Annotated in this window: 12 protein-coding genes; 3 read left to right on the forward strand and 9 right to left on the reverse strand. The window is 45.0% G+C overall.

From position 1 onward, the window contains the following. Window positions 1-117: 117 nt before the first annotated feature. Window positions 118-1059, reverse strand: a complete 942-nt coding sequence (locus OCW38_RS00200) for a LysR family transcriptional regulator (RefSeq protein ID WP_010440660.1) — start codon at window positions 1057-1059, stop codon at window positions 118-120. A gap of 101 nt (window positions 1060-1160) precedes the next feature. Between OCW38_RS00200 and OCW38_RS00205 the strand changes: the two genes are divergently transcribed. Together OCW38_RS00205 and tsrA are read left to right on the forward strand one after the other, a co-directional pair. Beyond that, a complete protein-coding gene (locus OCW38_RS00205; protein WP_010440662.1) occupies window positions 1161-2360 on the forward strand; it encodes a multidrug effflux MFS transporter in 1200 nt (399 codons plus the stop codon). Window positions 2361-2463: 103 nt separating this feature from the next. After that, window positions 2464-2745 carry an H-NS-like global regulator TsrA gene (gene tsrA, locus OCW38_RS00210; RefSeq protein WP_004736654.1) on the forward strand — a complete coding sequence of 94 codons (282 nt, stop codon included), beginning with the start codon at window positions 2464-2466 and terminating at the stop codon, window positions 2743-2745. A gap of 85 nt (window positions 2746-2830) precedes the next feature. Here the strand turns inward: tsrA and OCW38_RS00215 are convergent, their stop codons facing one another. From OCW38_RS00215 to OCW38_RS00230, 4 genes are all read right to left on the reverse strand, one after another. Beyond that, the gene (locus OCW38_RS00215) at window positions 2831-3289 is read right to left on the reverse strand and encodes a DoxX family protein (RefSeq protein ID WP_010440663.1); all 459 of its coding nucleotides are present in this window, start codon (window positions 3287-3289) and stop codon (window positions 2831-2833) included. A gap of 1 nt (window position 3290) precedes the next feature. Then, a complete protein-coding gene (locus OCW38_RS00220) occupies window positions 3291-4058 on the reverse strand; it encodes an HvfC/BufC N-terminal domain-containing protein (RefSeq protein WP_010440665.1) in 768 nt (255 codons plus the stop codon). Further along, window positions 4055-4915 carry an MNIO family bufferin maturase gene (bufB, locus tag OCW38_RS00225; RefSeq protein WP_261894735.1) on the reverse strand — a complete coding sequence of 287 codons (861 nt, stop codon included), beginning with the start codon at window positions 4913-4915 and terminating at the stop codon, window positions 4055-4057. The genes OCW38_RS00220 and bufB overlap by 4 nt, the downstream gene beginning before the upstream one ends. Window positions 4916-4979: 64 nt before the next feature. After that, window positions 4980-5240: a BufA1 family periplasmic bufferin-type metallophore gene (locus OCW38_RS00230; RefSeq protein ID WP_004736650.1), complete on the reverse strand. Its 261-nt coding sequence runs from the start codon at window positions 5238-5240 to the stop codon at window positions 4980-4982. A 264-nt stretch (window positions 5241-5504) separates the two neighbouring features. Here OCW38_RS00230 and uvrD point away from each other — a divergent pair, with 264 nt between their 5' ends. Beyond that, window positions 5505-7679 carry a DNA helicase II gene (uvrD, locus tag OCW38_RS00235; protein WP_010440672.1) on the forward strand — a complete coding sequence of 725 codons (2175 nt, stop codon included), beginning with the start codon at window positions 5505-5507 and terminating at the stop codon, window positions 7677-7679. Between the two features lie 135 nt (window positions 7680-7814). Here uvrD and tpx read toward each other — a convergent pair whose 3' ends face one another. The 4 genes from tpx to OCW38_RS00255 form a co-directional block, all read right to left on the reverse strand. Continuing rightward, a complete protein-coding gene (gene tpx, locus OCW38_RS00240; protein ID WP_010440678.1) occupies window positions 7815-8312 on the reverse strand; it encodes a thiol peroxidase in 498 nt (165 codons plus the stop codon). An 804-nt stretch (window positions 8313-9116) separates the two neighbouring features. Continuing rightward, window positions 9117-10874 carry a gamma-glutamyltransferase gene (gene ggt, locus OCW38_RS00245; protein WP_010440681.1) on the reverse strand — a complete coding sequence of 586 codons (1758 nt, stop codon included), beginning with the start codon at window positions 10872-10874 and terminating at the stop codon, window positions 9117-9119. Window positions 10875-10965: 91 nt separating this feature from the next. Next, the gene (locus OCW38_RS00250) at window positions 10966-11628 is read right to left on the reverse strand and encodes a LysE family translocator (RefSeq protein ID WP_010440683.1); all 663 of its coding nucleotides are present in this window, start codon (window positions 11626-11628) and stop codon (window positions 10966-10968) included. 99 nt (window positions 11629-11727) lie between these two features. Continuing rightward, on the reverse strand, window positions 11728-12522 hold the full coding sequence (locus tag OCW38_RS00255; RefSeq protein ID WP_010440685.1) for a helix-turn-helix transcriptional regulator: 795 nt from the start codon (window positions 12520-12522) through the stop codon (window positions 11728-11730). Window positions 12523-12525 lie beyond the last annotated feature (3 nt).

The raw sequence follows: 12525 nt of genomic DNA on the forward strand, positions 1-12525 counted from the left end.
TTTATCCTTATTGTTAGGGTCCTTGTTAACACTCACAGTCGATATACAGGTGAGGGGACTTATTAGGTCAATAAGCTAGCGCTTTTGTTCGTTTGCTGCAAACGCTGTACGCCATTTTTATCTAAGGTGCAGAGTTTTTTCTTTGATGATATCTCGCAACCAAGTTAAGGCTGGGTCATTTTCTCTGTCACGGTGCCAAAACAAAGTGTATGCCATCGGTGGGAACTCCATTGGTAAAGGAACAACCACTAAGTCGAGTTGCTTAGCGACGAGATAAGTAAAGTGGCTTGGTGCGGTAAACACAAAGTCGGTGTAGGTACATAGGCTTGCAGCGCTATTGAAGTCTGGAACAGAAATCGCGATATCGCGTTGATGGCCAAGATCGGCAAGTTTGTAGTCGAGCAGCCAGCGGTCGTTACCATCGCACCTTACCTGTACATGACGTTGCGCAAGGTAGGTTTCCAGATCCCATTTACCACTCAGAGCAGGGTGGTTGCGTCTTAGCACACACATCTGTGCGTCGCGGTAGATCTCTTGTTCGCAAATGTCGTCTGGCGGCAGCATAGTTAAACGCGCATCGTTGATGTCGATGTCTTTGCCAGTGAGTCCGATATCTAGTTCGCCAAGCTGCAGCTTCTTAAAGGTTTGTTCTGTCCACGCGTGGGTGTTGATATTGACCTTAGGTGCTTGTCGAAATATTGCCGGTAAGAAGTGCGGAAGAATCAGCGGGTAAACACTCTCAACGGCAGCAATGTGAAAGCTATGGTCGCTGTTGTTGGGAATGAAAGTTTCCGGTTGGGTAAGCATATCAAGTTGATTGATCAGCGTTTCTAATCGAGGCTTGAGGAACACAGCTTTCGGTGTCGGTCTTAGGCCATGAGCACTTCGCGTAAAAAGGGGATCATTAAATTGTTCACGAAGCTTGGCTAGCGACTTGCTCACTGCTGATTGGCTCAAGCACAGCCTATGTGCGGTGCGAGTGACACTCAGCTCTTCCATCAACACTTGTAAACAAACTAATAGGTTTAGGTCGATGCGTGACAGTTTCTCGATATTCATATGAATTTCCAATTTGGAATAATACTAATGAGTATATGCCATTTCTATTCATATCTTTAGTCCGTTATTATGCACCCAAATTAATTCATTCGGAGAATCTTGTGCCTTCTAACGCGCTTCCAAATCCTAGCAAATTGCAGGTTGCACTACTTGCAATGCTGGTTCTATTTAGCCCTTTGGCTATTGATATTTATCTACCAGCACTGCCACAAATTTCGACAGCGTTTCACGTGGAACATGCACTAGCACAAGATACGATTACTTGGTTTTTATTCGCCATGGGTGTCGGGCAATTATTTGCAGGCCCTTTGGCTGATAAGTTAGGACGTCGAACCGTTGCATTGGGAGGTGTTAGTATCTATGCACTGAGTGCTTGCTTGGCGTGGGCAGCTCAGTCGATTGATATGATGCTAATAGCTCGGCTGTTACAAGGCTTAGGAGCTTGTGCGACTTCTGTAGCAGCCTTTGCAACGGTTCGCGATCTATTTGGCCCGCAGAAGAGCGGGCGAATGATCAGTTACCTTAACGGTGCAATTTGCTTTATTCCTGCATTAGCGCCGATCCTTGGTGCTTGGTTGACTCAACAGTTTGGTTGGCGCTCGAACTTCAGTTTCATGGCTGGCTTTGCGATTGTGGTCGGCACCATTTTGTTTTTCCAAATGAAAGAGTCTAACCCTGCGACAGAAAAGGTTGCAGTTTTTAAGCTAGAGCGATACTGGTCGGTATTGAAAACACCGTCATTTATCTTCCATGCCACTTTATGCTTGATGGCGATGGCGGTAATCCTTGCTTACGTTACCTCTGCACCTGTTGTGTTGATGGAAAACCTAGGTTTGACGATGAACGAATTTACCTTTTGGTTTGGTGTAAACGCGGCAATTAATATCATCGCAGCATTCACAGCGCCGAAGTTTATGGATCGCTTTGGTACCTATAAAGCCCTGGTTGTTGGTATATCCACACTTGGCTTAGCTGGGGTGATTATGTTGGTGCTTGCTGATCAAGCGACAGCGTTCGCATTTATGTTGCCTATTTTCTTATCTTCGGTTGGTTTTGCATGGATTCTTGGCGCTGCTGCGGGTAAGGCATTAGAACCTTTTGGTGACCGTGCGGGTACAGCTGCTGCGCTGCTTGGTTTGTTCCAAATGAGCGGTTCAGGGCTACTTGTTGGTACCATGCAACGTCTTGATTTAACGTCTCAAGTGATGATTGCGCTACAAATGTTCCTTATTGTGCCAGCATTGTTGGTACTTGCGAGCAAGGCGGGTAAGTCGTGGCATACGACGTTTGCAAAGGCATAAGTTACAAGGGTGATAAAATATACAAATGGCGGTTTTCGAAACGTTAAAACATGGTATATTTGACACTCATTGAAACGTTAGTACCACAACGGAAAATACTGTAATGTCATTAACAACCTACGAAATGGCGCGCATCTTAGAACAAATGGAAGATGCACCTGAAAAGGTCATGTTTGGTAAACTGCTTAAAGAGCTAGGAAACCAAAGTGAAGAGCGTATTCGCAGTGCGGCAAAACAAGTTCCAATCGATACTTTGCGAGATATTATTTACCAATTCCAGCGTGTGGTAGAGTCTCGTAAAGGTGAACAAGTTCAGCTATTAGCAAAAGAGTTAGCAGAACAAGGTATCTCTGCTGAAGAACTACAAGCTTTTCTAAACAAGTAGTTTATCCCAGATAAAAAGAAACCACTCGATTGAGTGGTTTTTTGCGTTTAGGGCTAGGTTAATTTAAGGACGATGCAAAATAGATCTAGCTTGCGAATTGTTTTCTTAATATTCGATCAAGCGACATAGGTCCGGCTCCCCATACGACGACGACCAGTATCATTAATCCCCACAACTGATGATCATAGAAACCTTGCTCCCACAACACAGGGTATGACACGACAGCCATGATGTTGAATACGAATAACGCTGCTGCCATCGGTCGTGTTAATAGGCCTAGTGCTAAGAAAACAGGCAGAATCAATTCTGCGGCAGTACCCATGTAAGCTGCTAATTCCCAAGGCAGCAATGGCACCTGGTATTCCAACTCAAACAAATAAAGGGTGCTATCCCATGTGGCTATTTTGGTGAGTCCTGAATTGAAGAATACCCAAGCCACCCATAAGCGACAAAACAAAAGTAGCAGAGGAACAAAAAGTGATTGTGACTTCTCAATCAATGCATCGTATTGAGCCATCATGTTTGTGACCGTGTTGTTATCCATTTTATGTCTCCAATTCATCATTGAGTGAGAAGCCTGAGATGACGTCGAGAGCCATTACAGTATTAAGGTGTTGTAGTAGTGAAGGGTTAATCTGAGCGAGTGCTTGACCCGATTGCAATTCAGTTAATAGTTGGTGGCATTCTTCCGTCAAACGATAGCTCTCAACCTGTGAATTCTCGGTTCTGATTAACACTCCTAATTCAGGTTGGTTGATGTCTAACCCGTCAAGTTGTTGCTGGTAGATAGCTTGCTCAAGCGCGATAATCGTATAGCTAGAATTAACTAGCGTTATTGAATCTTTGAGATGGAAGACCAAAGCGCCTTGCTGTTCTTGTGGCACATCAGCTAAACAAGAAAGGGGGCGTTGGTCGACATGTGATTCTGAAATACATCTCACCAAGCTATCTTTTTTCCATTCATACAAAGCCACTTCAGCGAGATAAGGAGCAGCCTCAATAACGGTAGGAAAGGTTTGGATAGTCTGTTCAAAGTGTTCCCCATAACCGCTGACATCACCAGAGGTTGATGGATAACTTAAGACATGTTGGCGAGCCATTTGTTGGAAGCACTCTTCACCAACCAGCATTTCAGTCAGTGGGTACGTCGCTGCCAGTACTTCGCTCAAGCTGATCACAAAGTTATTTCGGTAAATTTGGATTCGCTGTTCATCCGTAAAATGGTCGCTCACTATGTCGCAGTGATCACCATTGTTTTGGTAGCGCAGGGCGTTAGCAAACTCCGACTGAACGTCAGCTAGGGAGTGGCTCATGATGCGCGACTCCTTGGGTTGAACTTGTCGTGTTGATACAAAATATCACTGGCTTTGGTTGCTTCAGCCAATAAGACTTGTGGTTCTGGGATGTCTAGATCCCACTCAATCAAGGTATGGCGCAAACCATGTTGTGCTATCCATTGTGTGTAGAGTTGCCACACTTCGTCACAGACTGGTTTACTGTGGGTATCTATCCAGATCTCACCTTGTTCGAGTTTCTTTTTGGTAAAACCTGCCAAGTGAATCTCTTCCACTTTGTCTGCAGGAATTCCGCTTAAGTACTCTTCACAACTGAAACCATGGTTAAAAGATGAGACAAAAATATTATTGAAATCGAGTAATAAGCGACACTCGGTACGCTTCTGTACTTCAGCCAAAAATTCCCACTCTGGGATAGTTGAATGCTTGAAGGCAAGGTAGCTCGATGGGTTTTCAATTAGCATAGGGCGTTGCAAGCTGTCTTGGACCTCGATGACATTGCGGCAGAAGACCTCTAATGCCTCTTCGGTATACGGCAGTGGTAATAAATCATTGAAGTAGTGACCACCAATCTGACTCCAACTTAGATGGTCAGAAACCAAAAACGGCTCTATGTCATTGATGAGTTCTTTTAGCTGCAGTAAGTGATTTGGGTTAATACGCTCAAAAGAACCTAAAGACAACCCAGCGCCGTGGCAACTTATACTGTGGTCATTACGTATTACTCTGAGCTGCTGACGCGATTTTGATTGAGGCTGAAAGTAGTTTTCGCTGTGAACCTCTAACCAACTTATTAAAGCTGGATTTTGGCTAAAGAAGTCTAAGTGAGGTGTTCTAAGGCCAACCCCTGTATTGGGGTGAAGAGTTTGAGTCACAACGATTCTCCTAATAGAAAGTGGAGGTGAGCTGGATATCAGCTCACCATACTTATCAGCTCAATTATGATGATTGAGTGTTACCACCAGATAATTTGCCACAAAGTCCTTTAGGTACGACTACGAATGCATCGGATTGGTTGTCTTCTTTTGCTGTACCTGCACATGAACTTGTTTTGGTTGCACAATCATTTTGGCCAGCTTTTGCCACGCCGTAGCATTTTTCTTTTGCTGCTGCCTCTGCAGGCGCTGATGTAAGAACTGCACCGCCGAACGCTAGTACACTTGTGATTGCAGCTGTAACAGCAAGATTAGAATTTTTCATAGTCATTCCCTCTAGGACTTAATAGTATTTTTATATCGCAGGTTAATAAGTTGTTAACTTGCTTACTAAAAAGGATAGGAAGAACTCGGAAATAATTTCACTGCATTATAAAAAATATCAATATTAATGATGTGTTATCTATTAAGTTACTGATTACATGATGTTATTTTTTGATTGTTTTTTCTTCTTATTATCCTAAACGCAGCCTAGTGTTTAGGTTATAATCGACTTTTATGTATAAATACCCAGTAGTGAGCATATCCAATGATAGATCCTTCGCTTTTACTCGATGGCCTAAACGACAAACAACGTGAGGCGGTCGCAGCACCTTTAGAAAACCTACTTATTCTGGCAGGTGCTGGCAGTGGTAAAACGCGAGTGTTGGTGCATCGTATTGCTTGGCTGCAAAGCGTAGAGCAAGCATCGCCGTTTTCTATCATGTCAGTCACCTTCACCAATAAAGCGGCAGCAGAGATGCGTGGTCGTATTGAAGAGTTGATGATGGGTAGCTCGTCAGGTATGTGGAACGGTACCTTCCATGGTATTTGTCACCGTATTCTTCGAGCTCACTACCTAGATGCAAAACTGCCAGAAGATTTTCAGATCATTGATTCAGATGATCAAATTCGTTTACTACGTCGCTTAATCAAGGCGCAAAACCTTGATGAAAAGCAGTGGCCAGCCAAGCAAGCTTCTTGGTGGATTAATGGTAAAAAAGACGAAGGGCTACGCCCAAGTCATATTGACGCCTACCATGATCCAATCACTCAAACGTGGTTAAAGATTTACTCGGCTTACCAAGAGGCATGTGATCGTGCTGGCTTGGTCGACTTTGCTGAAATCTTGTTGCGATCGCATGAACTATTGCGCGATAAGAAACACATCCGCGAGCACTACCAAGCTCGCTTTAAGCACATTCTTGTCGACGAATTCCAAGATACCAACAACATCCAATACGCTTGGCTTCGCATGATGGCAGGCCCGGATTGTCGCGTGATGATCGTGGGTGATGATGACCAATCTATCTATGGCTGGCGTGGCGCTAAAATTGAAAATATTCAGAAGTTCTTGGATGAATTCCCAGGCGCTTCAACGGTTCGACTCGAACAAAACTACCGTTCAACCAAAACCATTCTTCAGGCGTCGAATGAGCTTATCTCGAACAACACTGAGCGTATGGGTAAAGAGCTGTGGACCGATGGCAACGATGGCGAACTAATCTCAGTTTACTCGGCTTATAACGAGTTAGATGAAGCGCGCTTCACGGTCAGCAAAATCAAAGAGTGGCAAGAGAAAGGCGGTGCGTTAGAAGATACCGCGATGCTTTATCGTAACAACGCCCAATCTCGTGTGCTTGAAGAGGCGCTTATCCAAGGTGGTCTACCTTACCGAATCTACGGCGGCATGCGATTCTTCGAGCGTCAGGAAATCAGAGATGCTTTGAGCTACCTGCGTTTAATGAGTAACCGAAGCAATGATGCGGCATTCGAACGTGTCGTAAATACGCCAACGCGTGGCTTGGGTGATAAAACCTTAGAAACGATTCGTCTTGCAGCGCGTGATCGTGGTGCAACCATGTGGGAAGCCAGTGTTGCTCTGATAGAAGAACAAGTGTTACCAGGCCGTGCTGCAGGTGCTTTGAGCCGCTTTATTGAGCTTATCAATGCACTTGAAGATGACACCATAGAACTGAGACTTCATGAGCAAACCGACCACGTAATCAAATCGTCGGGCTTGTTTGCGATGTACGAGCAAGAGAAAGGTGAAAAGTCGAAGGCACGTATTGAGAACTTGGAAGAATTGGTAACGGCAACGCGTCAGTTTGAAAAGCCAGAAGAAGCGGATGAAATGAGCATGCTAACGGCGTTCTTAACTCATGCGGCTTTGGAAGCAGGTGAAGGTCAGGCTGACGAGTTTGATGATGCGGTTCAGCTCATGACTCTGCACAGTGCCAAAGGCCTAGAGTTCCCAATGGTATTCATGGTTGGCGTTGAAGAGGGTATGTTCCCAAGCCAGATGTCTGCAGAAGAGGCAGGGCGCTTAGAAGAAGAGCGTCGCCTGTGTTACGTAGGCATGACGCGTGCGATGGAGAAGCTTTACATAACTTACGCAGAGATGCGTCGCTTGTACGGGCAAGACAAGTACCACAAACCGTCACGCTTTATTCGTGAGCTGCCTGAGACATGTCTGGATGAAGTGCGTATGAAAGCGCAAGTGAGCCGTCCTGCAAGCAGCGGTCGCTTTAGCCAAACCGCCGTGAAAGAGAACTTTAACGAAACAGGCTTTAGTTTGGGTTCTCGCGTTAAGCACCCTAAGTTTGGTGAAGGCACTATCATCAACTTCGAGGGAAGTGGCCCGCAGAGCCGAGTTCAAGTCGCGTTTAATGGTGAAGGCATCAAGTGGTTAGTAACGGCTTATGCTCGTTTAGAGCAGCTTTAACCTGTTACTTCGACATCTAAAAACCGTCCATTATTAAAAACAGAAAGAGCAGCCAATGGCTGCTCTTTTTATTGCTTTATACTGACCTAAATTAGGTTAATACGAGCCTAAGGCATTGCTGCCTTAAAGTAAGACTTACAGTGCTGCAAGTGCCGCTTCGTAGTTTGGTTCTTCAGTGATCTCTGCAACTAACTCGCTGTGTGTTACCACACCGTTTTCATCAACACATACAACTGCACGTGTTGTTAGGCCAGATAGTGGGCCTTCAGCGATCGCTACGCCGTAGTCTGATGCGAAAGTAGGAGAGCGGAAAGTCGAAGCGTGTTGAACGCCTTCAATGCCTTCTAGTTCGCAGAAGCGACCCGCAGCAAACGGAAGATCAGCAGAAATACAAACAACAACCGTGTTCTCAAGCTCTGCCGCTTTTGCGTTGAACGTGCGTACGCTCGTCGCACAAGTTGCGGTGTCGATGCTTGGGAAAATGTTTAGAACCACTTTCTTGCCTTCAAGAGAAGCAAGAGTCAGTTCAGAAAGATCGCCTGCAGTCAGTGCAAAGCTTGGAGACTTTTCACCCGTTTTTGGGAATGTGCCTGTTAGAGCTACAGCAGCGCCTTTGAAGGTAACGTGTGACATGAATTGTCCTTAGTTTAATTATGGTTATGAAACTAGTTGAGCCTAGTAAAGCTTACGTTACTCGGAAGTGGTTAAGAAGTGAATGATTTAAATGTCAGAATTGTAATTAAACGTATGTGATGTTTGGTGAGGTTTAGAGCGGAAAGGTTAATTGGAAAGTAATAAATAGAAGTATGGATAAAGAAAAACCCCGAGAGCTTGCGCTCATCGGGGTCTGTAGTCTTACTCGCAGCAATCCGGCTACTAAGTGTGCTCCATGCATCAAATCCATGATAGTGTGCTGTTATCCTTCAGCGTATTCCTTTCATCGCCTTCCTAGCGGTGTCCTTGATCTTATCCTGATCTGCCAACAATCCTCGTTAGCGCGCGTCACTTGTTCCTTGAGCGGTGTCCTTTACATCATCCTGATGTTCAGTCCTTTCCTCGTCCAGAGGTGTCCATTGTCTTTCCTTAGTAGCAACCATCCTAGTTACTATTGCGTCCATTCAATGTCCATTTCGCTATCCATGCCGATTATTCATCCTGAGTAATCGAATCTTCATCCTGAAGATAACCAAGTCCTTGGCGTTTCCTGTTCCGTGTCAGCATCCTTCCGACACCATTCATATTACCGATCTCCCATTTATCAGCAATGGTGCATAAGAGAATTTCTATATAATTATTTGAATGATAAATGTACGTTTTGTTTTATTTCAAATAGTTAAGATTATTAAGTGCTTATTTTCTCAGTTAAATAGAGATATTTACTCACTGCCTTGTGAGAGATCTCGCACAAGGCAGCGAGTAAAAAGGGAGGATTATTCCCTATTGGCCAATCGCAGCACCTTCACGACGAGGGTCTGCAGCACCTTCTAGGCCATATTTTGTGATGCGAATGGCGTGTAAACCCGAGTTAAGATCGCGAACGTTGACTTCAAATCCCATCTTTTCTAGCTCAGGTTTGAAGTTTTCCGCTGATGTTCCTTTTTCCAAATCTAAGCTACCGAAGCGGTTTAGGAAGTGCGGTTGGTTGATCGCTTGCTGAATATCCATGTCCCATTGGGTATGCGCAATGATCGCTTGTGCTACATAACCTATGATACGGCTGCCGCCTGGAGAACCAATCGCCATGTAAGGTTTATCATCTTGCATAATGATGGTTGGAGCCATCGAAGAGCGTGGACGCTTACCCGGTTCAAGTCGGTTCGCGATAGGTTTGCCATTATTGTGCGTTTTGAATGAGAAGTCCGTTAGTTCGTTATTGAGCAGGAAGCCTCTCACCATTAGGCGTGAGCCAAATGCGTTCTCAATGGTGGTGGTCATTGATACGACATTGCCATCGCTATCAACAATGTTGAAGTGGCTAGTGGACGGCAGTTCAATAGAGACATCTTGGCTTCTTTGCATTACATGATCCCACGGTGGTGTGCCTGAAGGTGCGTTTGCTAGTGCCTTACCTGCGGTAATTAACTGAGCTCGTTCCTGCAAATAGTCAGTATTGACTAACCCTTGGGTTGGCATAGGTACATAATCTTGATCTGCCATATACATACCACGGTCTGCAAAGGCTAGGCGAGAAGCATCCGCTAATACTTGCCAAGACTTTGCGTCGTTTGGTCCCCATGATTTGAGGTCAAATTGCTCGGTCATCGCTAAGATTTGCCCAACCGTTAATGCACCTGAACTTGGTGGTCCCATTCCACAAATATCGTAGCTCTCATAAGCGGAACAAACGGGTTCACGTTGCTTGATTGAATAGGCGTCGAAGTCTTTCTGTGCCAATACGCCCGGATTGCCTTTGGCAGTTTGCACAGCATTGATGATGTCGGCAGAGATCTCACCCTGATAGAAGGCTTTAGCGCCATCCTTTGAGATAGCGTTTAACGTTGCCGCGTATTCTGGGTTCTTAAGTTGCATGCCAGCTGCTTTCGGGCTGCCATCGGCATTAAAGAAGTAGGCTTTAGTGGTGGCAAAGCGGCTTAGACGTTCTTGGTCGTTCTCGATCAAGGTGGCTAAGCGTGGGCTGATGGTAAAACCTTTTTCAGCCAGTTGAGCGATAGGCTTGATGAGTGAGGCCCATTCTAGCTTGCCGTATTTCTGGTGGGTATCCCACAATAATTGAACCGTACCGGGTGTACCAACTGAGCGACCCCCAACTACCGCATCATAGAATTTAAGCGGTTGGCCGTTTTCGTCTTGGAATAGACGTGGTGTAGCATCAAGTGGTGCAGTTTCACGACCATCGTAGGTTTTGAGTTGCTTGTCCTTGCCATCAAAATAAACAAGGAACGCGCCACCACCAATACCTGATGACTGAGGTTCTACCAAGCCAAGCATAAGCTGTACCGCTACCATGGCGTCAATCGCGTTACCACCTCGGGCGAGGATGTCTGCGCCTGCTTGTGTCGCCAATGGGTTAGCTGCGGTGACCATCCAATCATTGGCTTTGACGAGTTGTTTAGTTTCTAAACCACTGCTTTGTTCAGGCGCGACGGCATCGGCAGCTTGATTTGCCCAACTGACATGGGAGGCAAAAAGTAGGGTAGAAGTAGCGAGGGTTGTTAGTTTTGTTTTCCACTGCATGATCTTCTCCTTTTAATATGCAGAGCTAGATTGACAGTGGAAATAACATTTAGCCAGTGTATTGTTAATTAATTGTAATCTTTGTTCTAATTTAGAGCAGTAGTGATGAGGCTGATTGCCACAAAATACTGACGCCAATAATGGTGAATACAGCGCCGCACAAGCCATCGATATAGACAGTCGCTTCATGTAATTTTTTCTGTAAGGCTTTAGTAGATAGCATCCAAGCTAAAAGTGAAAACCAAAACAGCGACAGGCCAAATAAGATAAGCAGAGCAAAACCTTTACCTGAAAGAGACATGTCAGCAGGCACTAGGCTCGACATTAAACTAATGAAAAACACCAAAGCCTTTGGGTTGAGAATGTTAGTGGCAAAACCCTTAGAAAACGCCTCACGCTTGTTGGTAAGAATGAGATCTGTGGAATGAACAGAATCAGTGTCGTCATCGTGATGCTGGATCGTATACCAAGTGGCTTTCAAAGCGCCATAACCTAGGTACAACAAGTAACTACCACCTGCTAGTTGGATTATCGCAAATAGAGTCGGTTGCTGGTGGACCAAGTAACTTATCCCCGTTAGGCTCAGCAGTGAGTGCAGTAATATCCCGCAAGACAATCCTAAAGCAATGTACAAGCCTGTTTGTCTACCATGACGTGTCGCGTTTTGCACGACTAACGCAAAGTCAGGGCCGGGACTCATCAAAGCGATGAAGTGGATAGAGGCTAGGGTGATCAATATGGTGACTTCATTCATTGTTCGTTCTCAATAACCTTGCAGCTATTTTAAAATAAGTAATCGTATTGAGCGTAGCTTACCGTGATTTGAAATGGAGCAATTGTAAATTATCAACACTTAGTTGATTTGTGATGGTGGGACACCGAATGTGGTTTTGAAGGCCTTGGAGAAATGGGCTTGATCATAAAAGCCAACTTGGTGTGCAACCATGGTGCCACAGATCCCTGATTTAATAAGGCGCATACTCTGTTCCATACGTAAACGGCTTAGCCAAGCATAAGGAGTGATACCCATCTTATTTTTGAAGTGGCGTTGGAACTGAGTGGTGGTTAAGCCGCATAGGTCTGACAGTTGTTCTAAACGAACTGGCTGGTCCAAATTCGCCATCAAATAGTCTTTTAGCGTATCAATCGATTGATTACCCAGTTTGATGTCGCTTTTCGATCCAAACTTTGCATAACGATCGACAATCGTAGAAAACCCTTCGAAAGGTAAGCAGTCTTGAGCGAGTTGGCTGACGTTTTGAGTTATTAAAAGACGGTGTAGGTTACACAATTGTGAAAAAGCGGCTTGATCGGAGAGGATCAACTCAGAAAAGCCTAATGTATGACCATTTAGCTTGGGATCGGCAAGATCTTGAAACCATTGAGGAGAAATCGCAAATACGCTGACTTGATAACCTGAATCGAGTTTGGAGTGCCCATCATGAAGCTCATCAGGCGGCATGATAACAACTTGGCCAGCTCCGACATGGTGACTCGCACCTTGATAGACAAACTTTTGTTGGCCTTTTGTTATTAAGCCAATGTGAAAGTCCAAATGATAGTGACGCTGAAACGCGAACTCTTGGTATTGAGCTTTAATCAGGCTGATATCTTCTGTCGGTGTAGAGTAATAGTGGACTTTATCCATGGT

Source organism: Vibrio cyclitrophicus (assembly GCF_024347435.1).
Taxonomy (GTDB): domain Bacteria; phylum Pseudomonadota; class Gammaproteobacteria; order Enterobacterales; family Vibrionaceae; genus Vibrio; species Vibrio cyclitrophicus.